Here is a 23,338-nt window from a genome sequence, read left to right as displayed (position 1 = left end):
GGCACGCCCTCCACTCTACGGACGTGACCGCCAGGACGGGAGTCGATACACCGCCGAGAACCGCGAGCCCGGACCGCGCGGCGGGGGACGGGGGCAGGGACGATTCAGCGGGCTCAGCGGCCGAAACTCGCCAGCTTCGCGCGCAGCTGGAGCACGGATTTCGTATGGATCTGACTCACCCGGCTCTCCGTCACCCCGAGCACGTTGCCGATCTCGGCGAGCGTGAGACCTTCGTAGTAGTAAAGCGTGACGACCGTCTTCTCCCGCTCCGGCAGCGTGTTGATCGCGCGCGCGAGCAGCCGCCGCAGCTCGCGGTCCTCGGCGACCTCCACGGGGTTGTCCGCCGCGGTGTCCTCGAGCGTGTCCATCAGGCTCAGCCGGTTGCCGCCCTCACCGCCGACGTGCAGCAGCTCCTCCAGGGCCACCACGTTCGCCAGCGACAACTGGCTGAAAATGGCGTGCAGTTCCTCAGTCGCGATCCCCATCTCGTGGGCGACCTCGTTCTCCGACGGCGTGCGCCGCAGCTGCGCCTCGAGCGTGGCGTAGGCCCGCTCGACGTTGCGGGCCTTCTGCCGCACGGACCGGGGAATCCAGTCGAGCGCCCGGAGTTCGTCGATCATCGCGCCACGGATACGGGTGATCGCGTACGTCTCGAACTTGATCGACCGCTCGATGTCGAACTTCTCGATCGCGTCGATGAGACCGAACACCCCGGACGACACGAAGTCCGCCTGCTCGACATTGGGCGGAAGCCCGACGCTGACCCGGCCCGCGACGTACTTCACCAGCGGCGAGTAGTGCAGGATCAACTGCTCGCGCAGCCGCCCGTCCCCCGTGTCCTTGTACGACCGCCACAGCTCGTCCAGCGACGAGGGTGCGGGGGGCCGCTCCCGCTCGCCGCTACGGGCGGCGGGGGGAACCGCCGCCCGATCGGACCCTGAGGTGTGCTGGGGCATTTGTTGCCTTGAGCCGTTCTGCCGTGAACCGGTGGTGTCGTGCGAGCCGACGGATGGGTCCGCGCCCGCGAGGTGGTGAGTTTGCGTGAAGTGAATGAGGTTGTCCGTCTGCTTGCCTGTGGTTGCCTGTCCGCGTCGGAATCCTTGTGAGCGTAGCGTGACTGAAGTGTCGCAGTGTGCGAACAGTAGGGGATCCCGCGTACGCAGATACGTTCCGCTGGGCGCCCCGCCGAGTACCCCTCGTCGCCGTGCGTGACGACCGCGAAGCGTCAACTGCGGCCATTCCCAAGGCCGTCGGGGGTTCATCCAGACGGCCGAACACGGTCGGTCACGAACTGTCTCCCTTCGGCAAGACCGACACAATCGCCTGGCGTGTCAACTGCCAGCCGTCGCCGTGTCGTTCGACGAACCCCAGAGAGCGCAACTCGTACAGCCGACCGATCGCCGCGTCCACCACCGTGCCGGCGCCGAGTGCGATCTCCCGAGGTGACGCGCTGCCCCGGCCGGGCAGCGCCGCCAGGACGCGGGCGGCGTCCGGGGCGAGCAGATCCCGCGGCACGACGGGGCCGCGCCGCTCCGGGGCCAGCTCGCCCATGTCGCCCACCAGCTCGACGATTTCCGCCGCGTCGGTCACCAGAACTCCGTCACGTCGAAGGAGTTCGTGCACCCCCGCCGAGAGCCCGCTCGTCGCGGGTCCGGGCACCCCCATCGTGAACCGTCCGAGCTCCCGCGCACTGCGCGCCGTGGCGAGCGCCCCGCTGCGGTACGCGGCCTCGACGACGACACTCCCCCGGGTGAGAGCGGCGATCACGCGGTTACGGAGGATGAATCTGCTCGGTGTGGGATGGTCCCCGGGCGGCAACTCCCCCACCAGGAGACCCTGTTCCGCGATCCTCCTGAGCAACTCGGCGTGTCCTCGCGGGTAGGCCCGGTCGACTCCGCACGCGAGCACCGCGACCGTGGCCCCGCCGGCGCCCAGCGCTCCCCTGTGCGCGGCCCCGTCCACCCCATACGCACCGCCCGACACGACCACCCAGCCCCGCTCGGCCAACCCCGCGCCCAGACCGGCCGCCATGTGCGCGCCGTACTCCGTGCAGGCCCGCGAGCCGACCACGGCCACCGACCGCAGGGCCCATATCCGCAGGCTGGGCTGTCCCCGCACCCACAGCCCCACGGGCCGTGCGTCCCCGAGGTCGTCCAACTGGACGGGCCACTCCGCCTCCCCCGGGCACACGAACCGCACCCCCGCATCCAGCGCCACCGCCAGGTCCCGCTCGGGCCGCGCCTTGTCAGCCCGCGCCCGCAGCCCTTCCCACCGGGCCGGTGTCACCCCGCCGAGGCGCTCCTCCCCCTCCGCAAGCCGCCGCACCACTTCGGCGGCCCCTGTCTCGCGCAACCACCGCCCGCCCACCTCGTCCCCCGGTTCGAGAATCCGGGTCAGGGCTGCCCTCGCCAGCCGCTCTTCCTCCGGGGCGGCGCCCGGGGCCGAGGTCATGTCAGCGCCCCGATCGCCATCGGAGCACCCCTCGCCACCCCCGTACGCAACTGCAGAGCCAGGGCGACGTCCTGCGCCGCAGGCCGGTCACGGCCGGCGAGGTCCGCGACCGTCCAAGCGACCCGCAGGACACGGTCGAGCCCTCGGGCGGTCAGGAAGCCGCGCTCCAGGTCGAGCTCGGCTGCGTCCAGGGCACCCGGCTCGGCGGGCCACCGCGTGCGCAGGGCGTGTCCCGGCACTTCGCTGTTCGTCCGCCAGCCGGTGCCGGCCAGCCTGGCCGCCGCCCGCTCCCTGGCGGCGCGCACCCGGTCGGCGACCGTCTGCGTGGAGTCCCCCGGAGTGCCGTACCCGGCCAGTTCGGATCGCGTGACGGGCTCCACCTCGACCTTCAGGTCGACCCTGTCGAGCAGCGGGCCCGAGAGCCGCGCCTGGTAGCGGCGGATGGCGGACGCCGGGCATTCGCAGCCTTCACCCAGCAGTGTGTGGCGACCGCACGGACAGGGGTTGGCCGCGAGCACCATCAGGAACTTCGCGGGCAGGCGCACCACTCCCGCGCTGCGAGCGATCACCACATGGCCCGATTCCAAGGGCTGTCGCAAGGAGTCCAGGGTCTGGCTGCTGAACTCCGGCGCCTCGTCGAGGAAAAGCACTCCCCGATGAGCCAACGAAACTGCCCCCGGCCGGGCGATTCCCTTGCCGCCGCCCACCAGCGACTGCATCGTCGCGGAGTGGTGCGGCGCGCAGTACGGCGCTGCGTCCACCAACGGCTTGCCCGGTGGCAGCATGCCCGCCACGGAGTGGACGGCCGTCACCTCCAAGGACTCCTCCCGGGTCAGCCGGGGAAGGATCGCCGGCAGCCGCTCCGCGAGCATCGTCTTTCCCGCGCCCGGCGGTCCCTGCAGAAAGAGGTGATGCCCACCCGTCGCCGCCACTTCCACCGCGGTCCGGGCCGAGGCCTGTCCGACGACATCGGCGAGGTCCAGGGCAAGGGCGTCGTCCGTGCCGCCGCTGAGCCCCGTGCCCACGCCGGTCCCGGGCACACAGAGCCCCGCGAGCATCGGGTCGGGCCGCCCCGGTTCGTCCGGCTCCTCCTCGGGCACCGGCTCATCGGTCAGCACGGCGACCAGCTGGCGCAGACTGCGCACCCCGAGCACCGAGACCCCCGGCACCAGCGTGGCCTCGGCTGCCGTGCACTCCGGGACGACGACCTGCTCATAGCCCGCGTCCGCCGCCGCGAGCACCGCGGGCAGCACTCCCCTGACCGGTCGCACCCGCCCGTCGAGCCCCAGTTCACCGATCATCACGATGTCGGTGAGAGTCCGCGGATCGATCCGCTCCGCCGCCCCGAGCACCGCGCAGGCGATCGCGAGATCGAAGCCGCTGCCACTCTTGGGCACCGATGCGGGGCTGAGGCCCACCGTGAGCTTCTTCTGGGGCCATTCCCCGCCGGAGTTGACCACCGCGGCCCTGACCCGGTCCTTGCTCTCCGTCAGGCTCTTGTCCGGGAGCCCGACCAGTGTGAACGCCGCGACGCCGGGCTCCAGATCGGCCTGCACCTCGACGACCACGCCCTCGACGCCCACCAGCGCCACGGAACACGTACGTGCGAAACCCATCAGGCCACCCCCCGCGCGTGCTCCACGACGGGGGCGCCGCGGCGCGGGACCAGCACGCCGACGAGGTCGATCCGCACTCCGCCCGGCGGTGGGCCTCCGCGTTCCTCGATCCAGCGTTCGGCCAGGCGCCGCAGCCGCTCCGCCTTGGTCCGGCCCACGGCGGCCATCGGATGCTGATAGATCCCCGAGCCGACCAGACCGGCTCGCCGCGTCTTGACCTCACAGACGACCAGCGCTTCGCCGTCCATGGCCACAATGTCGATCTCGCCGGTTCTGCCACCGCGCCAATTGCGCTCCAGAACCGTCATGCCGGCTTCGCCCAGCCGCCGTGCGGCCAGATCTTCGCCGTACCGCCCGAGTGCCCCACGTGCGTTCATGTCGGAACCACCTCCGACACCCACACTGGGGCTCAGCCCCGAGCGTTGTGGATCTTGGTGGACGACTCACGCGTTGTGGATAACTCGCTCACCCGTGACGGTGAAGGAGACGGGAAGCTGGCAGCCCGAGGCGGTGAACTCAGCCTCCCGGCAGCTCGAGATCGCTCTTGTTGAGCTCCTCGATATTCACGTCCTTGAACGTGAGGACACGCACCTGCTTCACGAACCGTGCGGGCCTGTACATGTCCCACACCCAGGCGTCCGCCATGGACACCTCGAAGAAAACCTCACCCTGGACGGAGTGCACCTGCATCTCGTAGTCGTTGGTGAGGTAGAAGCGCCGTTCGGTCTCGATCACGTATTTGAACAGACCGACGACATCGCGGTACTCCCGGTAGAGCTTCAGCTCCATCTCGGTCTCGTACTTCTCGAGGTCCTCGGCGCTCATGGCATGTTCCCCTTCAGCCGTGCGTCCCCCTATTGTGCGTCAGCCCCTGGAGCCTCTACACGATTTCCGTGTCGAGGGTCTCGGGCCGGCTCGGAGGACCCTCGTCGAGCAGCTTGCGAAGCAACTCGGCGAGCCTGGTCGGATACACCGTCTCATGTGCCTCGGTCAGTTCCTGGCACGTCCACCAACGCGCTCCCGCGACACTCCGTCGTTCCAGCTCCGTCAGCCCTGCGGCCCGCGAGAACGTCTGTGACGTACGCGCCAGGAAGTACCGCTCGTCCTGGTCCCAGCGCCGTCCGGCGAAGGGGAAGGAGCAGAACCTCTGCCACAGGGCGGGACCGAGCTCGACCTCGGTGATGCCCGTCTCTTCCATCAGTTCACGCAGCGCGGCCTGTTCATGCGTCTCGTCGCCCTCCAGACCGCCGCCGGGCGTGAACCACCAGTCGTCCCCCACATCCTCCGGCTCATGGCCGTGCAGCAGGAGAATCCGGTCCTGCGGGTCCAGCAGCACCACCCGCGCGACCCTCCGCGGCGCTTCCGGCTCCGACTCCCCCGAGGGCTCGGACTGCGGCTGCGGCCGCGGCTCAGCCGACATGAGCCGTCGCCCCCGAGCGGTCACGACTCTGCGGGCGCTCACGTCCGCGCCGCATCCGCCTGGCCACCGGGCCGTACGCGGCGCCGCCCAAGACGAGGGCCGCGCCGGCCACCACCGACCACACCATGAGCCGCAGGGGCCCGGGGGCGGAGATGCCGCCCGTCATGTCCGCGAAGCCGTCAGGGCGCTCCAGCGTCCCGAACCTCTCCGCCGGCCAGGCCACCGCGTCGACCCTGCCCTCCACCGCACTGCGCGGCACGGAGCCGTGGTTGGAGTCGCCCAGGTGCACGCTGGAGTCCAGGGACCCACTGCGCTCGTCACCGAGCAGGAAGAGATTCCCCTCGGGGACCGTGGTGGCCGGGATTCCGGTGGCCGCGGCACCCTCGCCCGCCAGAAGATACGGTTCTGCGACGGGCTTGCCGTTGACCATCAGCTTGCCGTCCGTGCAGCAGGAGATCCGGTCGCCGCCGACGCCGACCACGCGCTTGACCATCGGCAGGTCGCCCCAGCTGGCCTGCCGGAAGACGACGACGTCACCACGGCGCACCTCGCCACCGTCCATCCGCTCGGCCAGGACCCGGTCGCCCGCGCCGATCGTCGGCGTCATCGACCCGGTGGGAACGGTGTACGGCTGGTACACGACGGCGCCCCAGACGAAGCCCCCCAGGAAGAGCACACAGCCAAGGGCCACGGCCAGTCCCGACAGCACGCTGCCGAGCCGTCCGCGGCCCTCGTCCGTACGTTGTGTCCTGCTCATCCCAGTTGCTCCCCCATATCGGAGACGACCCCGCGCCGCTACGAACAGGAGCGCGGAAGATCGGCGATCTGGGACGGCACCCTACCCGGCGGTACCTCCACCAGAAACCCTCGCGGCCTGCGCATCGGCCACCGTGAGCCGACGCCTGCGCCAGAGCACGACCGGCACCGCACCCGCGAGCCCGAGGGCCGCGGGCGCCGCGCTCATCGCGACGTTGATGCCCTGCTGGTCGAAGGTGTCCGGCTTGGGCAGCGTCGCCCAGCGGGTGGGCGGCCAGGCGATCACGATGGCGCGGCCCACGACGTTGTCCACGGGGACGGCGCCGCCGCCGGGCTGGTTCTGGTGGTAGCGGGAGTCCAGCGAGTTCTGCCGGTGGTCACCCATGACCCAGATTTTGCCCGGGGGAACAGTCTCCTTGAACTGGCCGCCCTGGTCGTCGACGCTGCACGGGGTATTGCCCTCGAAGACGTACGGCTCGTTCAGCGCCTTGCCGTTGACCTTCACCGGTCCCGTGCCCTTGCACTCCACCGTGTCGCCACCGACCGCGATGACCCGCTTGATCAGGTCCTTCTCGTCGGCGGACGGCATCAGGCCGACCCAGCCGAGGACCCGCTGGATCGCGTTCGGGTCGGGCGTCGGCTCACCGTCCAGCCAGTGACCGGGGTCCCTGAAGACGACGACCTCGCCGCGCTCGGGCTCCGAGCCGAACCACGGCGTCAGCTTGTCGACCAGGACACGGTCGCCCTTCTGGAGCGTGTTCTGCATCGAGTCCGAGGGAATCGAGAACGCCTGCACCAGGAAAGTCTTGATCACCAGCGCCAGGATCAGCGCGATGCCGATGAGGAGCGGCAGCTCCTTCCAGAAGGCTCGGGGCTTCTTCGCCCCCTTGGCCGGCTTCCCGTCCGTCTCACTGGGCGCGGGCTTGGCGCCCGCGGCGTCACTGCCGGGGTTCACGCCGTCCCCCGTGGCCTCGGCCTCCGGCTCGTCTGATCGCCCTGGCTGCTCCTCGGGCCCACCGTGTCCGGACCGTGCGCCGACCGCCACATCCCCCACATCCACTCCTCAGTCCGTGCCGCTGCCCGCTCCTGATGCGATGCAGGCCCACCACTCCCATAACGAGCGGGAGTTCCGCAGGGGTCGGGAGTCCGGTCAATCCGTATCGATCGCCGTGTGCCACCCTATGCGACGGTCCGAGGGCCGTGTCCGACCCCGCACGCGCGTCGGGCACCGACGCGTACGTCTCGGGCTCCTCCAGCTTGCGCCAGTGGTCGAAGGGCCAGGCGATGACGAGCGCACGCCCGACCACGCTCTCCTCGGAGACGGTGCCGCTGAACTTCTCGGTGCGGTGGAAGCGGGAGTCGGCCGAGTCGGAGCGGTGGTCGCCCATGACGAAGAGGCGCCCTTCGGGGACCTTCACCTCGAACGCGAACGACGAGGGCTCATCACCCGGGTTGATGTACGGCTCGGTGAGGGGGACTCCGTTGACCGTGAGCTTCTTGTTCTTGTCACAGCACTTCACGGTGTCGCCGCCGACGCCGACCACGCGCTTGATCAGATCGCGTTCATTGTCGGAGGGCAGGAGTCCGATGAAGGAGAGGCCCTCCTTGACCTGCTTGACGACTACGGGGTCGTCCTTCTTCTTGGTCTGTTCGTCCTCGAGCCAGTTGCCCGGGTCCTCGAAAACGACGACGTCGCCGCGCTCGGGCTTGGCGCCGAACCACGGGGTGAGCTTGTCGACAAGGACGCGGTCGCCGATCTTGATCGTCTGCTCCATCGAGCCCGAGGGGATCACGAAGGCCTGCACCAGGAAGGTCTTCAGGACCAGGGCTATCAGCAGCGCGACGCCTATGAGGAGGGGTATCTCCTTGATCGCCGAGCGCCGCCTGCGCCGCTTGACCTTCCGCGCGAGCTTGCGCCGCTCGGCCCTTCCGGGCAGTACGGGACCGGTGGTGGGCCGGGAGCCGGTGGGCAGCCGGGTGTCGGAGCGGTGACTGGCGGCGCGTGTCCGTCCGCGGTTACCCATGCGCGCCGCCTGGTGCCGGCACGCGCGCGTAGCTGTCGGGCCGCTCCAGGGAGGTCCAGTGCCCGATGGGCCAGGCGATCCAGTCGGCTCTGCCGATCACGGATTCGACGGGGATCATGCCGCCGCCGGGCTGCCCGAGGTGGTCGCGGGAGTCACGGGAGTCGCTGCGGTGGTCGCCGAGGAGGAACAGGCTGCCTTCGGGGACGACCGCGACGAAGCGTGCCTTCGAGGGAGCGTCCCCCGGGTACAGATACGGCTCGTCGACGGGCTCGCCGTTCACCTTGATCCTCCCCCGCTCGTCGCAGCAGACCACTCGGTCTCCCCCTACCCCTGCGACCCGCTTGATGTAGTCGGCATCTCCGAAGTAGCCGCTGCCGTCGAAGACGACCGCGTCACCTCGCTGCGGCTCGGAACCGAAACGGTACGCCAACTTGTTGACGAGTACGCGGTCTCCGACCCGGAACGCGGGCTCCATGGAGCCGCTCGGGATCTGGAACGGCTGCATCACGAAGGTGCTGACGAGCAGCAGGGACACCATGCAGATGAGCAGCGTCAGGGTGGCTCTGCCACCGGGCACCCAGGACACGAACGACACAAAAGCGGAGCGCGACCGGTCCTCCGCCCCCGCGGACTCTCCCTCGCGCTCGGCGCTCGGGGAATCGGTGGGTGGGGAGGAGCGGTCGCGCTCCGTGTGCTGTGCTTCGGTGTCCATCGGGGCCAGATGCTATCCGGCTCCGCTGTGGACCCGTGCGCGAGCTCAGTTGTCGCGCTTCTCCTTGATCTTCGCGGCCTTGCCGCGCAGCTCACGGAGGTAGTACAGCTTCGCGCGGCGCACGGCGCCGCGGGAGACGAGCTCGATCTTCTCGACGATCGGCGTGTGCACCGGGAAGGTGCGCTCGACGCCGACGGAGAAGGAGACCTTGCGGACCGTGAAGGTCTCGCGCACGCCGGCACCCTGGCGGCGGATGACTACGCCCTTGAACTGCTGCACACGGGAGCGGTTGCCCTCGATGACGCGCACGTGGACGTTGACGGTGTCACCCGGGCGGAAGGCCGGGATGTCGGTGCGCAGCGAAGCGCTGTCGACGGAGTCGAGCAGGTTAGCCATGATCGTCTGCTTTCTTCACTGATGCCACAGGTCATCAGCGGGAGATTCGTGATGAGGATTCGATAGCTGTTCGCGTCGGGCGGGCGTCGTTCCCCCTGTGGCAGGGGCGCACGCTGGACGTACAGCAGCGGCCTATTGTTCCACGGCCTCGGGGTCTCGCCCAAATCGGCCGTCGGGACCCGGACGCCACCCCAGGATCGAGAGCATCTCGCGGTCCCTCTTGTCGAAGGCGGCGGGGTCGCAACGCTCGATCAGGTCGGGCCTGTTGCGGACCGTGCGCCGCAGCGCCTCGTCCCTGCGCCAGCGCGCGATCTTGCCGTGGTGGCCGCTGATCAGCACGTCCGGGATGCCGTGACCGCGCCACTCGGGTGGCTTGGTGTAGACGGGACCTTCGAGGAGGTTCGCCATGGCGCCGGGCGCGAAGGAGTCGTCGCGGTGGGACTCGGCGTTGCCGAGGACTCCGGGCAGGAGCCGGGCCACGGCCTCGGTGACGACCAGGACAGCCGCCTCGCCGCCCGCGAGGACGTAGTCGCCGATCGACACTTCGTAGACCGGCATCCGGGTCGCGTACTCGTCCATGACGCGGCGGTCGATGCCCTCGTAACGCGCGGGTGTGAAGACCAGCCAGGGCCGCTCGGAGAGCTCGACGGCGAGCTCCTGGGTGAAGGGCCGCCCGCTGGGCGTGGGGACGACCAGGACGGGCCCGTGGGCCCCGGCCTCGAACCCATCGGCGAGCACGTCGTCGAGTGCGGCGCCCCAGGGGTCGGTCTTCATGACCATGCCGGGGCCGCCGCCGTAGGGGGTGTCGTCGACCGTGTTGTGCCGGTCGTACGTCCACTCCCTGAGGTCGTGCACGTTCACGTCGAGCTGTCCACGCGCGCGTGCCTTGCCGACGAGGGAGACGTTCAGGGGTTCCAGGTACTCGGGGAAGATCGTGACGACGTCGAGCCGCATCAGGCGTCGTCCCCCGATGGCCTCTCGTCCGAAGGCTCCTCGTCGTCCCTGGCCGAGGCGCTGTGTCCATCAGCGACTTCGTCGCGGGCCGCGCGGTCGTCGATCAGGCCGGGCGGCGGGTCGATGATCGCCCGCTGCTCCTCCAGGTCGATCTCGGTGACGATCGCCTCCACGAAGGGGATCATCACCTCGCTGCCGTCGGGCCGCTCCACGATGAACAGGTCCTGCGACGGCAGGTGCGAGATCTCGGTGATCCGGCCGACCTCGATGCCGTCCTTGGTGACGATGTCGAGGTCCATCAGCTGGTGGTCGTAGTACTCGTCCTCTTCCTCAGGAAGCTCCTGAGGGTCGATCTCCGCGATCAGGAGCGTGTTGCGCAGCGCCTCGGCGCCCGTGCGGTCGCGTACGCCCTCGAAGCGCAGCAGCAGACGGCCGCTGTGCACACGGCCGGTCTCGATGGTCAGCGGCCCCGTGGAGGCGGGGTCGGTGGCGAGGACGGCGCCGGGTCCGAGCCGCAGCTCCGGCTCGTCGGTACGCACCTCGACGGTGACCTCACCCTTGATGCCATGGGCGCGGCCGATCCGCGCGACTACCAGCTGCACTGCTCTCTCTCCTGTCGTGTGCCTACGGAAGGGGGCCCGTAAGCGCCTACAGACGACTACGGGCCGAGGAAGGCCCAGAAGCCCTCCCCGGCCCGTGCCGGTGCTACCTGTGGTTCAGTGAACCTGGTCCACGTCGACGAGGTCGACGCGGACACCGCGGCCGCCGATGGCGCCCACGACGGTCCGCAGAGCGCGCGCGGTCCGGCCGTTGCGGCCGATCACCTTGCCGAGGTCGTCCGGGTGGACCCGGACCTCGAGCACACGCCCCCGGCGCAGGTTGCGCGAGGCGACCTGCACGTCGTCGGGGTTGTCGACAATGCCCTTCACGAGGTGCTCGAGAGCCTCCTCGAGCATGCTCAGGCCTCGGTCGACTCGGTGGACTCGGCCTTGGCCTCGTCCGCCTTCTTGTCAGCCTTCTTGGCCTTCTGGGTGATGGCCTCACCCTTCGCCTCGTCGCCCTCGAGGCCCTTGGTGAAGGCCTCGAACGCGGCGCGCTTGTCCTTGGGCTCGGCGACGAGCAGCGGCGCGGGGGCCGGAAGGCCCTTGTGCGCCTGCCAGTCACCGGTGAGCTTCAGGATCGCCATGACCGGCTCGGTCGGCTGAGCGCCGACGGAGAGCCAGTACTGCGCGCGCTCCGAGTCGACCTCGATGCGCGAGGGGTTCTGCACCGGGTGGTACAGACCGATCTCCTCGATGGCCCGCCCATCACGGCGGGTACGGGAGTCGGCGACGACGATGCGGTAGTGAGGCGAACGGATCTTGCCCAGACGCTTCAGCTTGATCTTGACTGCCACTGGAGTGGTGTCTCCTGGTCTTGACGTGGTTGGGCACAACGAGATGCCACGTGGGGTTGCGGTACTCGGGGTGCCCGATGGACGCGTCAGCCGGAGGCGAGAGGGTTCCTATGCGGCTGTCGAGTACAGCTAGCCATTGTGCCATACGTCGCCGGGGCGTCCGTAACCAGTGCCGGCGCCCCGGCCCACGCAGCTCCAGCTCAGCCCGTCAGCCCGTCACGGCACCGACCGCTTCCGGGATGCGGAAGGGCTTGCCGCAGCCGCCGCAGACGATGGGCGCCTGGGCGAGCACCGAGGGGACCACGCGGACGTTGCGTCCGCAGTCGCAGACCGCCTTGACGCGGACGCCGCCCCCGGAGGAGCCGTGCCGGGCGGCGGGGCCCCGGAAGCTGCGTGCCGTGTCGGCGGCGGTCGCCGCGGTGTGCGCCTTGAGGGCGCGCTGGAGGCGCTCGATCGTCGGGCGGTAGCGCTTGCGTGCCTCGGGGTTGAGCGTGACCAGCGAGAAGCCGCTGCTGGGGTGCGGCTCCTCGGGGTGGTCGAGGCCCAGCTCCTCGGCGATCGCGAGGAATCTGCGGTTGTGATAGCGGCCCGCGCGTGAGGTGTCGCGTACGCCGCGTGACGCGGCGATGCCATGGACTGCCTCATGAAGCAGTCGCTCGAAGGAGAGTTCGGCGCCGCAGGCGGACGACGACTCTCCGATCAGGGATTCGGGCGCGGCAAGATCGGGCAGCTCGGGGTGGTGCCGCTGAATATCGGCCCACGCCTGTGCCAGCTCTGCGGCGAGAACAGGTGGTGTCGTGCTCACGTCGTGAACAACGAGCCGGGATGCCCAGGGGTTCCATTCCGGGGCATCCCAAATAATTTGCACGTACCCGTCAGTTGCCATTGATGCGTCCGGACGAGGGCGGGTGCGCTGATCTGCGCAGAAGCCTCGCGTCTCGTGCCAAGCCGGTACGTAGCGGCGCGTACGCCCCGGCGCGTAGAACAACCGCTCACACCACCGGGGCTCGTGTTGCCCGGCCTGGCGTACGGGCCGAGAACCTGCGCGCGGGTACCGGAGGCGCGCTCGTCAGTAAGCGCGAGCCACCACAGCGACGTTACCCGGGGTCTCATCGGCGTCCGGCACCGCCCCGTCCTCCGTGACCAGACACCGTACGGATACGGAGTGCTCGGCGAGGTCCGCCTCGCCCTCCGGGCCGAGCGTGGCCCAGGGGATGCGTGCCCAGCCGCCGTCCGCCGTGGCCTCCACGGCCTGGTCGACGGTGGTGACGTCCGAGGTGCGGGACTCCCTGCGCTCGCGGGCCTGGTCGAGGAGCAGCTTCTGGTCCTCTTCGAGGACGGCGGGCAGCAGCGCTGCCAGGGAGTCGAACGCGACCGGCTCCTTGCCTCCTCTGATGCGGCGGGCCAGCATCGCGGTGCCGTTCTCCAGGTCGCGCGGCCCGACCTCGACGCGGACCGGCACTCCCTTGAGCTCCCAGTCGACGGCGCGGCGACCGAAGGGGGTGTCCGTGCGGTCGTCGACCTGGACGCGCACGCCCGCGGCCCGGAGGCGGTCCCCGATCTCGCGGACCTTGGCGAGCACCGCGTCGTCGCCCTTGATCGCGAGGACGACGGCCTGGATCGGCGCGAGGCGCGGCGGGACCCGCAGGCCGCTGTCGTCGCCGTGCATCATCACCAGGGCGCCGATCATCCGCGTCGTGCTGCCCCAGGAGGTCTGCCAGACGAGCTCCTGCTTGCCTTCCTTGGAGAGGTACTGGGTGTGGAAGGCCTTGGCGAAGTTCTGGCCGAGTTCGTGGCTCGTGCCGAGTTGGAGGGCCTTGCCGTCGCCCATCATGCCTTCGAGGGTGAGGGTGTTGATGGCGCCCGCGAAGCGCTCCCGGGCGGTCTTGCGGCCCAGTACGAAGTCCATCGCGAGGACGTCCCGCATGAAGGCCCCGTAGACGTCCTGGTGGACGCGGGAGGCGAAGTCGCGTGCTTCCTCGTACGTCGCGTGGGCCGTGTGGCCCTCCTGCCAGAGGAACTCCGACGTCCGCAGGAAGAGGCGGGGCCGCAGCTCCCAACGGACCACGTTCGCCCACTGGTTGATCAGGAGCGGTAGGTCGCGGTAGCTCTGCACCCACTTGGAGAAGTACTCGTTGATGATCGTCTCGGAGGTGGGGCGGATGACGGCCGGCTCTTCGAGCTCCTTGCCCCCGCCGTGCGTGACGACGGCCAGTTCGGGGGCGAAGCCTTCGACGTGCTCGGCCTCCCTGGTCAGGTACGACTGCGGGATGAGGAGGGGGAAGTACGCGTTCTGGGTACCCGTCTCCTTGATGCGGGCGTCCATGTCCTGCTGCATGCGTTCCCACAGGCCGTAGCCGTACGGCCGGATCACCATGGTGCCGCGCACCGGGCCGTTGTCGGCCAGCTCGGCCTTGTTGATCAGGTCCTGGTACCAGCGCGGGAAGTCTTCCGCCCGGGGCGTGAGAACGGGTGCCTTAGCCATGGCGCGCATGGTACGGCGGGCCGCCGGAGAGCGTGAATTGAATTCCTCGCGGGTTCCTCCAGGGGGCGCACAACGGTGGCACGCAAGCATTGCCCCACAACCTCTGGACGCCGCGACGGATGCGGAGTTCTCTGGCATACGGGGGGAGTGCGAGCGCACTGCACGGGGGCGGACGAACCGTTTGAATACGACACTCCAGCAACTCTCGGCGGATTGGGGCGCTTTCGATGACACCAACACTCGCGCAGCCGCACCTCCCCCGCGCGGGCACGACCCCGCGCGGTGTGGACCGGTGCGCACGCGCGCGTGACTGGGCGGAGATCCAGGAACGGATGCTGGTCCCGCTCTATGAAGCGGTGTACGAACGACTCGACGTGGACAGCGGAACACGGCTTCTCGGTCTTGGCTGCGGCTCCGGGCTCGCCCTCCTGATGGCGGCGTCCCGGGGCGCGTCGGTCACCGGCGTCGACCCCTCGGCACCCGAACGGCTGGCGCTGGCGCGCGAGCGCCTGTTGCCCGACGCGGGCTCGGACGCACGGCCGCGCGGTGACACCCGGCTCGTGGAGGGCGGCCCCGACGAAGTCTCGGGGCCGGACGTGCCCGCCTTCGACATGGTGACCGCGTTCCAGCCGATCGGCTGTGTGGCGGGCGACTCCGAAGGCCTGTCCGGCCTCCTGGAGTCCACCGTCAGGCTGACCGGGCGCGGCACCCCCGTGGTCCTCGCCGGTTGGGGTCCTCCGGAGCGGTGCGCGACCTCTTCTGTACTGAAGGTGGCGACCAAGCTCGCCGAACCGCTCCGCAGTACGGGCAGTTGGCGCCCCGCGCTCCGTGACGACCTGGAGGAGGTCGCCCAGCGGGCGGGCCTCAAGCCGGACGGCTCGGGACGCGTCGCATGCCCCTTCGGGTACGCGGACACGGACAGCGCGGTCCGCGGTCTGCTCTCCACGGGGCTGTTCGACGCGGCGGTGGGCGCGACGGATCAGGTCCAGGTCGACAAGGAGCTGACGGAGGCCCTGCACCCGCACAAGCGGCGGGACGGGACCGTGTGGATGCCGAACGTGTTCCGGTACTTGATCGCGCGCACGCGGTAGCCCGGGCTAGCTTCGGCCCAGGGCTGTCCGCAGCCGGTCGAGGAGCACCCTCGCCGCCGGGCTCGCGGGCCCGTCCGTGCGCCAGGTCAGGGCGATCCTGCCTCTGGCAGGGGGATCGGTGATCTCCAGTGTCCGCAGCCCGTAGGCGGCCGCCGTACGGGGTTCGAGCGCTGGCAGGACGGCCACGCCGAGACCGCGGACGACGAGTTGCACGAGGACCTGCGGTGCCGCTGCCTCGAAGGCGATGCGGGGCCGGATGCCCGCCTGCGCGCAGGCACGGTCGAGCACGCCGCGTACGCCGGTGCCGCGCGGCAGGCTGATCAGCGGGCGGTCGCGGAGTTCGGCCAGCGGAATCGTCGTACGCCCCTGGGGTGAGAGAGCCGTAGGCCCCTGGGGCATGAGAAGGGCGTCGCCCGGGAGCACGACGGCCACCAGGGGCTCGTCGATGACCGTCTGGAGGGAGACTCCCGGCGGGGGCTCCTCGTCCATCAGGCCGAGGAGGGCGATGTCGAGTTCGCCGCCGCGCACGGCGGCCAGCATCCGGTCCGAGCTGTCCTCGGTGAGGGCGATCTCGACTCCGGGGTGGTCGTCGTGGAAGTCGGCGAGGACGGAGACCACGTCGAACTCGTGAGTGGCGGCGCCGGAGACCAGACCGAGCGCGATCTGACCACGGAGCAGTCCGGTGAACTCGTCCACGGTCTGCCCCACACCCTCGACTGCGGCGAGCGCGGCCCGCGCGAACGGCAGGACGGCCTCGCCCACCTCCGTCAGCGTCACCGAACGCCCCGAGCGGTCCAGGAGCTGCTGTCCGAGCTCCTTCTCCAGCTGCCGGACCTGGGCGCTCACGCCCGGCTGGGCGAGGTGCAGGCGGGCCGCGGCGCGGGTGAAGTTGGCCTCCTCCGCGACGGCGACGAAGTACTGAAGCTGCCGGAGTTCCATAACCAGGCATGCTAGCCGCGAGAAGATCCAGCTCTTGGACTTATCGCGAGGTCCTCGACACGCTTGCGGAGTGGACACAAGAACCGCGATCGCCGCCGAACGACATGACCTCGCCGCCCTCCTCGACGATCTGTCGCCCGCTCAGTGGGAGACGCCAACTCTGTGCGCGGGGTGGCGGGTTCGGGAGGTGGCGGCTCATATGTCGCTGGGCTTCCGGTACTCCCTCCCCAAGACGCTGGCCGAACTCGTCAAGGCCCGGGGGAGTCTTCACCGGATGACCGACCGGTGCGCCCGCAAGGACGCCGCCGCCCACTCCACGGGGCAGCTCGCCGCGTTCCTCAGGGACAACGCCGGCCACCCCTGGCAGCCGCCCATGGCCGGCATCGAGGGAGCGTTGGGCCACGACGTGGTGCACGGCCTGGACATCTCGGTGGCCCTGGGGCTCGAACGCAGGGTTCCCCTGGACCGCGTCAGCATCCTTCTTAAGAAGGTCACGCCCAAGAGCACCAAGTTCTTCGGAGCGGACGTCGCCGGCGTCGAACTGCGCGCCGACGACCTCGACTGGAGTTACGGCACGGGCACCCCGCTGACCGGCGCCGCGCAGGACCTTCTCCTCGTCCTGTACGGCAGGAAGCTCCCCCCGGGCCGCCTCCGAGGGGAGCCGCGGGGCCGCTTCCTCACCGAACCGGCCGGCTAGTCGACGTCCTTGGTGAGCCGCGTGATGCCGACGACCCGGTACGCCGCCTCCTCCTCCAGGGTCTCGTTCTCCAGGAGCGCCGCCGCCAGGGCGTCCAACTGGCCCCGGTGGTCCCTCAGCTGACGGCAGGCGCTCTCGTAGCACTCGTCGACGATCCGGCGCATCTCGTGGTCGATCACGTCGAGGGTGCCGGGGGCGGCCGAGAGCCCGTAGGCCTGCTGGGCGTCGTTCGGCAGCGCGGAGAGCCGGCCCACGCGCTCGCTCATGCCCCAGCGGCCGACCATGCCGCGGGCGATGTTGGTGACCTGTTCGAGGTCGCTCTCCGCGCCCGTGGTGATGACTTCGAAGACCACGTGCTCGGCCGCCATGCCGCCGAGGGCGCCGACGATCCGGCCGCGCAGATACTCCTCCGTGTACGCGTACTTGTCGGAGTCCGGCGTCGACAGTGTGACGCCGAGCGCGCGCCCCCGGGGCACGATGGTGATCTTCCGGACCGGGTCGGCGCCGGGCTGCAGCATGCCGAGGAGGGCGTGTCCGCTCTCGTGGTACGCCGTGCGCCGCCGCTCCTCGTCGGGCATCACCAGCGGCCGCTCGGCACCGAGCTGGACCTTCTCGAGCGCCTCGGAGAGATCGGACTGCGTCACTTCCTTCTGCCCCCGCTTGACGGCAAGGAGAGCGGCTTCGTTGGCGAGGTTGGCGAGTTCGGCGCCGGTCATCCCCGGTGTCGTACGGGCGACTTGGGCGAGGTCGATGTCGCTCGCCATCGGGATCTCACGGGTGTGGATCTTGAGGATGGCCTCGCGTCCGCCCCGGTCGGGCGGGCTGACGGTGACGACCCGGTCGAAGCGTCCGGGGCGGGTCAGGGCGGGGTCGAGGATGTCGGCGCGGTTGGTGGCCGCGAGGACAATGACGCCTTCGGAGCCCGAGAAACCATCCATCTCGGTGAGAATCTGGTTCAGGGTCTGCTCACGTTCGTCGTGCCCGCCCATCCCGCCGCCGCCACGCGCCCGCCCGATGGTGTCGATCTCGTCGATGAAGATGATGGACGGCGCGACTTTCCTGGCCTCGGCGAAGAGTTCACGTACGCGCGACGCTCCGACGCCCACGATCATCTCGATGAACTCCGAGGCGGACGCCGAGAAGAAGGGCACCCCGGCCTCGCCGGCGACGGCCCGTGCGAGCAGCGTCTTGCCGGTGCCGGGCAGGCCGGCGAGCAGCACGCCCCCCGGCATCTTGGCGCCCATGTCGCGGTAGGCGGCGGGGTTCTTCAGGAAGTCGACGACATCACTGAGCTCGCCCTCGACCTCGTCGATGCCCGCCACGTCCTCGAAGGTGGTGCGCTTGTCGCCGGGTTCGATCTCCACCGGCTTCGGCGGCGCCTTGCGGCCCAGCATGCCGCCCGCGCCGCCGCCCATGCCCGAGCTCATCCGCCGGGCGATGAAGATCCACAGGAAGACCAGGAGCAGCATCGGGGCGAGCGAGATGAGCAGATTGGAGAGGAAGCTGCGCTCCTGGACGACGGGCTCCGCGGTGACGGTGACGTCGTGCTTGGTGAGGTCGTCCCAGAGCTTGTCGTCCGCGAAGGCGGGCCGCTGGGTGGTGAACTTGGTGTACTTCCCCTTCTCGTCGCCCGGCTTCTCCTGCTCCTTCTTGAGCTGTCCCTGGATCGCGTCGCCCTTGGAGTAGATCTTCGTGACGTTCCCGGAGTCGACCTGCTTGCTGAACTCCGTGTACGAGATCGTCGGCTCGTCGCCCTCGTTGAGGAAGGAGAGGACGAGGTTGGCGATGAGATAGACGATGAGCGCGGTGAGGATGAGGCGACCCCATCCGCCCGGCATCTTCTTCTTCGGCGACGGCTTGGGCTCGGGCGGGGGAGCGCCCTCGGAGCGCCATGGCTGGTCGGGCGCCCGGCGCGGCGGCACAGGGTTGCTCATATCCGGACGTTACGACACAAACATGGGCAGGGCACCTGCGCCGAAAACGCCTGGGGCGCCCCTCTCGGCAGAGGGGCGCCCCAGGCGGCGTACGTAAAACAGGGCCTCAGCCCATGAACTTCTTGAACTCGTCCGGCAGCTCGAAGTCCTGCGCCTGCTGCCCCGCGGGGAGACCGAAGGCGCCGCCTTCCTGCGACGCCTGCTCGCGGCGGGCGGCGGCCTCCTGCTCCTCCTGCTTGCGCTTCATCGGGTTGCCCGACTTCCGCTTGCCCTTGGCCTGCTTCTGCTTCTTCTTCTGCTTGCCGGGGCCACCGCCCATGCCGGGCATCCCGGGCATACCCGGCATGCCGCCGCCCTGGGCCATCCGCGACATCATCTTGCGGGCCTCGAAGAAGCGCTCGACCAGGTTCTTGACGGCGCTGACCTCGACACCGGAACCCTTGGCGATACGAGAGCGACGCGAGCCGTTGATGATGGTCGGCTCGTGGCGCTCGCCCGGCGTCATCGACTTGATGATGGCGGCGGTGCGGTCGACGTCCCGCTCGTCCAGGTTGTTGATCTGGTCCTTGATCTGCCCCATGCCGGGCATCATCCCGAGCAGCTTGCTGATGCTGCCCATCTTGCGAACCTGCTCCATCTGGGCCAGGAAGTCGTCGAGCGTGAAGTCCTTGCCCTTGCTGCTCGCCAGCTTGGAGGCCATCTGCTCGGCCTCTTGCTGGGAGAAGGTCTGCTCGGCCTTCTCGATCAGCGTGAGCATGTCGCCCATGCCGAGGATGCGGGACGCCATGCGGTCCGGGTGGAACGCGTCGAAGTCGTCCAGCTTCTCGCCGTTCGAGGCGAACATGATCTGGCGGCCTGTGACCTGCGCGATCGAAAGCGCGGCACCACCGCGGGCGTCACCGTCGAGCTTCGACAGGACCACGCCGTCGAAGCCGACGCCGTCGCGGAAGGACTCCGCCGTGTTGACGGCGTCCTGACCGATCATGGCGTCGACGACGAAGAGGACCTCGTCCGGGCTGACGGCGTCGCGGATGTCCGCGGCCTGCTGCATCAGCTCCTGGTCGATGCCGAGGCGGCCCGCGGTGTCGACGATGACGACGTCGTACTGCTTGGTCTTGGCGAACTCGATCGAGTCCTTGGCGACCTTGACCGGGTCGCCGACGCCGTTGCCCGGCTCGGGGGCGTAGACACCGACGCCCGCGCGCTCGGCGACGACGGACAGCTGGTTCACGGCGTTGGGGCGCTGCAGGTCGCACGCCACCAGGAGCGGCGAGTGGCCCTGCCCCTTCAGCCAGAGTCCGAGCTTTCCGGCGAGGGTGGTCTTACCGGCACCCTGCAGACCGGCGAGCATGATGACGCTCGGCGGGTTCTTGGCGAACCGCAGGCGTCGCGTCTCGCCGCCGAGGATGCCGATGAGCTCCTCGTTGACGATCTTGATGACCTGCTGGGCGGGGTTCAGGGCCTGGGAGACCTCGGCCCCGGTCGCGCGCTCCTTGATCTGCTTGATGAAGGCCCGGACGACGGGAAGGGCGACGTCCGCCTCGAGCAGCGCGATGCGGATCTCGCGCGCCGTGGCGTCGATGTCCGCCTCGGACAGGCGGCCCTTGCCCCGGAGGTTCTTGAATGTCGCTGCGAGGCGGTCGGAGAGAGTGTCGAACACGGCGGTCGCGAATCCTCGGGTCGAAGGGGCCCCGCTCGCGCGGAGCCGAGCGTGGGGCGGGCGGATGGGTCGCCCTCCAGGGTATCCGCACCGTCACGGCGCTGTGCCCTGCCGGGTGGGCGGGGGTTGTCGGGGCGGCCTCGGGCCCGCCGAGGTCTGCCGGCGCACTGGGCGTACGACTGGCTCACCGGCGCCCCGAAGCGGGGTTCCGGCCTGCGCCCGGGTCGACGTCCGGCTCACCAGCACCCAGCAGCTTCGGGCTGTACCCACCCGTCCCGCCTTGCGGAACGCCTGCCCACAGCGCTACCCCCGCAACCCCTCCTCCACGGCCCTGGCGACCCCCGCGGCGCGCTCCCCCGACAGCGGCCCGGCGTCCGACTCCGACCCCGTCACGTAGAACGCGTCCACCGCGTTCGCCCCCAGCGTCGACACGTGTGCGCTGCGCACCTCCACCCCCGCCGACTCCAGCGCCCTGCCGATCCGGTGCAGCAGGCCCGGAGCGTCCTGGGCCCGCACCTCGATCACCGTCGCGAGGCGCGAACCCGCCGAAGCCACGGTCACCCGGGGCGGCGGCGCGACAGCCCCCCGCCGCCGGGGGTACGCGGCATCCCGCTCCGCCAGCCGCGCCGCGATGTCCAGTGAGCCGTCCAGGGCCCGCACCAGGTCAGCCCGCAGCCGCGCCGCCTGCGGCAGAGAGCCGTACTCCGCGGCGACCCGCCAGTTCAGAAGCAGGACCGAGTCCTCGATTCCGGACGGCAGAGCGACCCCCCGCAGCTCCGCCGTCCGCACCGCGAGCCGGTGCACGGCGAGCACCCCCGCGACGGCGGAGAGCACGCCGGGCTGGTCCGGCACCGCGATGACCAGTTCCACGCCCAGTGGCTCGGGATTCCCGGCAGCGTCTTCGGCTCCCTCCGTCTGCGCCCGCAGCGCGAGGACCGGCCCACCCGTACGGAACGCCTCCACCGCCAACCGCTCCTGCTCGGCGGTCGGAGCGACGTCCTCCACCGCCTCGGGCTCCTCCCCCGACAGCACCGCCCCCACCCGCTTCACCAGGTCGGCGACGAGCGAACCCCGCCAGGCGGACCAGGCCGCCGGGCCGGTGGCCAGCGCGTCCGCCTCCGTCAGCGCGTGCAACAGCGCCAGCGTCCCCTGCGATCCCACCGCGTCCGCGACGGCCCGCACCGTGGCCGGGTCGTCGAGGTCCCGCCGCGTGGCCGTCTCGATCAGCAGCAGGTGATGCCGTACCAGGGTCGCGAGGACCGCCACGTCCGCCCGGTCGAATCCGATCCGGGCTGCGACGTCCCTGGCGATGATCTCCCCGGCCTCGGAGTGATCTCCCGGCCAGCCCTTCCCGATGTCGTGCAGCAGTCCGGCCACCAGGAGCAGGTCGGGCCGTCCCACGCGCCGGGTCAGCTCCGAGGCCCGCACCGCCGTCTCCACCAGATGCCGGTCGACGGTCCAGGTGTGCACGGCGTTTCGCTGCGGCCGGCACCGTACCCGCTCCCAGTCCGGCAGCAGCCGGGTGATCATCCCCTCGGCCTCCAGCGCCTCCCACACCTCTACCGTGGGCCGCCCGGCTCCCAGGAGCGTCACCAGCTGCTCCCTGGCCTCCGCGGGCCAGGGTGTGGGCAGGGGCCGCACCGCAGCGGCCATCCTGCGGACCGCGTGCAGCGACAGAGGCAGCCCCGACTGGGCCGCGGCAGCGGCGGCCCGCAGCGGCAGCACGGGATCCCGCTCGGGCCGTGCCGCCCGGGCAAGGACGACCTCCCCGTCCTGCTCCACGACTCCCTCGGCCAGCGGCGACCGCTCGGCCGCCGCCCCCTTGCCGCCGCCCAGCATGGCCCGCAGCCGGGGCCGCACGGACCGGGACCGCAGCACCCTGCCCACCTCGCGCCACGTCACGTCGCTCGCGTACGAGACGGTGCGCGCGGCCTCGTACACCTGGCGGAGCAGCGTGTCGGCATCCAACAGGCCCAGTTCCGCAGCGACTTGGTCCTGCTCCTGCAACGCGAGTCGGTCCGTGGCCCTCCCCGTCGTCAGATGCAGCGCGTCCCGCACGTCGAGGAGCCGCCGCCGGGCATCGGAGAGCCCTTCGCGAGGCGCGTCCGCCAGCCAGGAGGCTGCGACGGCCCGCAGAGCGGTCGCGTCCCTCAGACCGCCCCGGGCCTCCTTCAGGTCCGGCTCCAGGAGATAGCTCAACTCCCCCTGCCGCTCGGCCCGTTCCTCGCACAGCTCGCGCAGCTCGGGCAGCCGCTTCGGCGCGAGGTTGCGCCAGTCGGCGAGCACCGTCGTACGCAGCCCCGCGGTCAGACCGAGATCCCCCACGACGTGCCGCGCGTCGAGCAGCCCCAGCTGCACCTTGAGGTCCTCGCCCGCCGTCTTGCGCGCCTCCGCGGGCGTCCGCACGGAGTGGTCGAGCGCGAGGCCGAGATCCCAGATGGGGTACCAGATACGGTCCGCGAGGGCCGCCACCTCGCCGGCGTCCGCGCTGCCGTCGTGCAGCAACACCAGATCGAGGTCGCTGCGCGGCGAGAGCTCCCCCCGGCCGTACCCGCCCACGGCCACCAGTGCGGCCCCCCGTGGCGCACCCGCGGCCGTGAAAAGGCCGGTCAGCCAGTCGTCAGTGAGGTCGGCGAGCGCCGAACGGCGCGGCGGCCCGGACCGCGCCTCCCCTTGCAGGAGGCGCAGCCGGGCCGCCGCATAGCCGCTGGGTCCGGAGTCTTCCGATTCCGATTCAGTCGTCACGTCCACACTCGTCACCCAGCAGCTCCTGTCGTCCCGCTCAGTTCCGCTCAGTTCAGCTCAGT

General features: G+C 70.4%; 23 protein-coding genes. 2 read left to right on the top strand and 21 right to left on the bottom strand.

What is annotated here, in order from left to right; translation table 11 throughout:
- Positions 1 to 113: 113 nt before the first annotated feature.
- From whiG to proS, 17 genes are all read right to left on the bottom strand, one after another.
- Entirely contained in the window at positions 114 to 956 is an 843-nt protein-coding gene (gene whiG, locus ACZ5WE_RS27345; protein ID WP_467692913.1) for an RNA polymerase sigma factor WhiG, read from the bottom strand.
- 328 nt (positions 957 to 1,284) lie between these two features.
- The gene (gene dprA, locus ACZ5WE_RS27340) at positions 1,285 to 2,451 is read right to left on the bottom strand and encodes a DNA-processing protein DprA (RefSeq protein ID WP_467692915.1); all 1,167 of its coding nucleotides are present in this window, start codon (positions 2,449 to 2,451) and stop codon (positions 1,285 to 1,287) included.
- Positions 2,448 to 4,067, bottom strand: coding sequence for a YifB family Mg chelatase-like AAA ATPase (locus ACZ5WE_RS27335; RefSeq protein WP_467692917.1), 1,620 nt, complete (start codon positions 4,065 to 4,067; stop codon positions 2,448 to 2,450). The genes dprA and ACZ5WE_RS27335 overlap by 4 nt, the downstream gene beginning before the upstream one ends.
- On the bottom strand, positions 4,067 to 4,444 hold the full coding sequence (locus ACZ5WE_RS27330) for a YraN family protein (RefSeq protein ID WP_467692919.1): 378 nt from the start codon (positions 4,442 to 4,444) through the stop codon (positions 4,067 to 4,069). Before ACZ5WE_RS27330 ends, ACZ5WE_RS27335 begins: the two co-directional genes overlap by 1 nt.
- 139 nt (positions 4,445 to 4,583) lie before the next feature.
- Positions 4,584 to 4,892, bottom strand: a complete 309-nt coding sequence (locus ACZ5WE_RS27325) for a DUF2469 domain-containing protein (protein WP_003965949.1) — start codon at positions 4,890 to 4,892, stop codon at positions 4,584 to 4,586.
- Positions 4,893 to 4,947: 55 nt separating this feature from the next.
- On the bottom strand, positions 4,948 to 5,487 hold the full coding sequence (locus ACZ5WE_RS27320; RefSeq protein ID WP_467692921.1) for an NUDIX hydrolase: 540 nt from the start codon (positions 5,485 to 5,487) through the stop codon (positions 4,948 to 4,950).
- A complete protein-coding gene (lepB, locus tag ACZ5WE_RS27315) occupies positions 5,477 to 6,244 on the bottom strand; it encodes a signal peptidase I (RefSeq protein ID WP_467692923.1) in 768 nt (255 codons plus the stop codon). Before lepB (ACZ5WE_RS27315) ends, ACZ5WE_RS27320 begins: the two co-directional genes overlap by 11 nt.
- 81 nt (positions 6,245 to 6,325) lie before the next feature.
- Complete coding sequence (lepB, locus tag ACZ5WE_RS27310; protein WP_467692925.1) at positions 6,326 to 7,297, bottom strand: signal peptidase I; 972 nt, start codon at positions 7,295 to 7,297, stop codon at positions 6,326 to 6,328.
- Complete coding sequence (gene lepB / locus ACZ5WE_RS27305; RefSeq protein ID WP_467692927.1) at positions 7,182 to 8,267, bottom strand: signal peptidase I; 1,086 nt, start codon at positions 8,265 to 8,267, stop codon at positions 7,182 to 7,184. The genes lepB (ACZ5WE_RS27310) and lepB (ACZ5WE_RS27305) overlap by 116 nt, the downstream gene beginning before the upstream one ends.
- The gene (gene lepB, locus ACZ5WE_RS27300) at positions 8,260 to 8,979 is read right to left on the bottom strand and encodes a signal peptidase I (RefSeq protein WP_467692929.1); all 720 of its coding nucleotides are present in this window, start codon (positions 8,977 to 8,979) and stop codon (positions 8,260 to 8,262) included. The genes lepB (ACZ5WE_RS27305) and lepB (ACZ5WE_RS27300) overlap by 8 nt, the downstream gene beginning before the upstream one ends.
- Before the next feature lie 45 nt (positions 8,980 to 9,024).
- On the bottom strand, positions 9,025 to 9,375 hold the full coding sequence (gene rplS / locus ACZ5WE_RS27295) for a 50S ribosomal protein L19 (protein WP_160507458.1): 351 nt from the start codon (positions 9,373 to 9,375) through the stop codon (positions 9,025 to 9,027).
- Between the two features lie 132 nt (positions 9,376 to 9,507).
- Complete coding sequence (gene trmD / locus ACZ5WE_RS27290; protein WP_467692931.1) at positions 9,508 to 10,329, bottom strand: tRNA (guanosine(37)-N1)-methyltransferase TrmD; 822 nt, start codon at positions 10,327 to 10,329, stop codon at positions 9,508 to 9,510.
- Positions 10,329 to 10,931 (bottom strand): ribosome maturation factor RimM, encoded by a 603-nt coding sequence (rimM, locus tag ACZ5WE_RS27285; protein ID WP_467692933.1) that lies wholly within the window; start codon positions 10,929 to 10,931, stop codon positions 10,329 to 10,331. The genes trmD and rimM overlap by 1 nt, the downstream gene beginning before the upstream one ends.
- A gap of 114 nt (positions 10,932 to 11,045) precedes the next feature.
- Complete coding sequence (locus ACZ5WE_RS27280; protein WP_030361979.1) at positions 11,046 to 11,285, bottom strand: RNA-binding protein; 240 nt, start codon at positions 11,283 to 11,285, stop codon at positions 11,046 to 11,048.
- Positions 11,286 to 11,287: 2 nt separating this feature from the next.
- A complete protein-coding gene (gene rpsP, locus ACZ5WE_RS27275; RefSeq protein ID WP_363212531.1) occupies positions 11,288 to 11,725 on the bottom strand; it encodes a 30S ribosomal protein S16 in 438 nt (145 codons plus the stop codon).
- 208 nt (positions 11,726 to 11,933) lie between these two features.
- On the bottom strand, positions 11,934 to 12,530 hold the full coding sequence (locus ACZ5WE_RS27270; RefSeq protein ID WP_467692935.1) for a hypothetical protein: 597 nt from the start codon (positions 12,528 to 12,530) through the stop codon (positions 11,934 to 11,936).
- Positions 12,531 to 12,794: 264 nt separating this feature from the next.
- Positions 12,795 to 14,210, bottom strand: a complete 1,416-nt coding sequence (gene proS, locus ACZ5WE_RS27265) for a proline--tRNA ligase (RefSeq protein WP_467692937.1) — start codon at positions 14,208 to 14,210, stop codon at positions 12,795 to 12,797.
- 227 nt (positions 14,211 to 14,437) lie between these two features.
- On the opposite strand from proS, the gene ACZ5WE_RS27260 reads away from it, so the two are divergent.
- Positions 14,438 to 15,301 (top strand): methyltransferase domain-containing protein, encoded by an 864-nt coding sequence (locus tag ACZ5WE_RS27260; RefSeq protein ID WP_467692939.1) that lies wholly within the window; start codon positions 14,438 to 14,440, stop codon positions 15,299 to 15,301.
- A gap of 6 nt (positions 15,302 to 15,307) precedes the next feature.
- On the opposite strand, the gene ACZ5WE_RS27255 is transcribed toward ACZ5WE_RS27260, so the two are convergent.
- Positions 15,308 to 16,240, bottom strand: coding sequence for a LysR family transcriptional regulator (locus ACZ5WE_RS27255; RefSeq protein WP_467692941.1), 933 nt, complete (start codon positions 16,238 to 16,240; stop codon positions 15,308 to 15,310).
- A gap of 70 nt (positions 16,241 to 16,310) precedes the next feature.
- Between ACZ5WE_RS27255 and ACZ5WE_RS27250 the strand changes: the two genes are divergently transcribed.
- Positions 16,311 to 16,937 carry a maleylpyruvate isomerase family mycothiol-dependent enzyme gene (locus ACZ5WE_RS27250; RefSeq protein WP_467692943.1) on the top strand — a complete coding sequence of 209 codons (627 nt, stop codon included), beginning with the start codon at positions 16,311 to 16,313 and terminating at the stop codon, positions 16,935 to 16,937.
- Here the strand turns inward: ACZ5WE_RS27250 and ftsH are convergent.
- From ftsH to ACZ5WE_RS27235, 3 genes are all read right to left on the bottom strand, one after another.
- Positions 16,934 to 18,871, bottom strand: coding sequence for an ATP-dependent zinc metalloprotease FtsH (gene ftsH / locus ACZ5WE_RS27245; protein ID WP_467692945.1), 1,938 nt, complete (start codon positions 18,869 to 18,871; stop codon positions 16,934 to 16,936). The genes ACZ5WE_RS27250 and ftsH overlap by 4 nt on opposite strands.
- Positions 18,872 to 18,977: 106 nt before the next feature.
- Positions 18,978 to 20,531, bottom strand: a complete 1,554-nt coding sequence (ffh, locus tag ACZ5WE_RS27240) for a signal recognition particle protein (RefSeq protein ID WP_467692947.1) — start codon at positions 20,529 to 20,531, stop codon at positions 18,978 to 18,980.
- Positions 20,532 to 20,834: 303 nt separating this feature from the next.
- Positions 20,835 to 23,291, bottom strand: a complete 2,457-nt coding sequence (locus ACZ5WE_RS27235) for a [protein-PII] uridylyltransferase (RefSeq protein WP_467692949.1) — start codon at positions 23,289 to 23,291, stop codon at positions 20,835 to 20,837.
- Positions 23,292 to 23,338: the final 47 nt, after the last annotated feature.

The organism is Streptomyces sp. NPDC033180 (assembly GCF_055577645.1).
This window is presented reverse-complemented; position numbering and strand designations above follow the sequence as displayed.

Bases quoted from the DNA above. Each gene is read 5' to 3' on its own strand.
- whiG (WP_467692913.1), bottom strand. From the start codon at position 956: ATGCCCCAGCACACCTCAGGGTCCGATCGGGCGGCGGTTCCCCCCGCC.
- dprA (WP_467692915.1), bottom strand. From the start codon at position 2,451: ATGACCTCGGCCCCGGGCGCCGCCCCGGAGGAAGAGCGGCTGGCGAGG.
- ACZ5WE_RS27335 (WP_467692917.1), bottom strand. From the start codon at position 4,067: ATGGGTTTCGCACGTACGTGTTCCGTGGCGCTGGTGGGCGTCGAGGGC.
- ACZ5WE_RS27330 (WP_467692919.1), bottom strand. From the start codon at position 4,444: ATGAACGCACGTGGGGCACTCGGGCGGTACGGCGAAGATCTGGCCGCA.
- ACZ5WE_RS27325 (WP_003965949.1), bottom strand. From the start codon at position 4,892: ATGAGCGCCGAGGACCTCGAGAAGTACGAGACCGAGATGGAGCTGAAG.
- ACZ5WE_RS27320 (WP_467692921.1), bottom strand. From the start codon at position 5,487: ATGTCGGCTGAGCCGCGGCCGCAGCCGCAGTCCGAGCCCTCGGGGGAG.
- lepB (WP_467692923.1), bottom strand. From the start codon at position 6,244: ATGAGCAGGACACAACGTACGGACGAGGGCCGCGGACGGCTCGGCAGC.
- lepB (WP_467692927.1), bottom strand. From the start codon at position 8,267: ATGGGTAACCGCGGACGGACACGCGCCGCCAGTCACCGCTCCGACACC.
- lepB (WP_467692929.1), bottom strand. From the start codon at position 8,979: ATGGACACCGAAGCACAGCACACGGAGCGCGACCGCTCCTCCCCACCC.
- rplS (WP_160507458.1), bottom strand. From the start codon at position 9,375: ATGGCTAACCTGCTCGACTCCGTCGACAGCGCTTCGCTGCGCACCGAC.
- trmD (WP_467692931.1), bottom strand. From the start codon at position 10,329: ATGCGGCTCGACGTCGTCACGATCTTCCCCGAGTACCTGGAACCCCTG.
- ACZ5WE_RS27280 (WP_030361979.1), bottom strand. From the start codon at position 11,285: ATGCTCGAGGAGGCTCTCGAGCACCTCGTGAAGGGCATTGTCGACAAC.
- proS (WP_467692937.1), bottom strand. From the start codon at position 14,210: ATGGCTAAGGCACCCGTTCTCACGCCCCGGGCGGAAGACTTCCCGCGC.
- ACZ5WE_RS27260 (WP_467692939.1), top strand. From the start codon at position 14,438: ATGACACCAACACTCGCGCAGCCGCACCTCCCCCGCGCGGGCACGACC.
- ACZ5WE_RS27255 (WP_467692941.1), bottom strand. From the start codon at position 16,240: ATGGAACTCCGGCAGCTTCAGTACTTCGTCGCCGTCGCGGAGGAGGCC.
- ftsH (WP_467692945.1), bottom strand. From the start codon at position 18,871: ATGAGCAACCCTGTGCCGCCGCGCCGGGCGCCCGACCAGCCATGGCGC.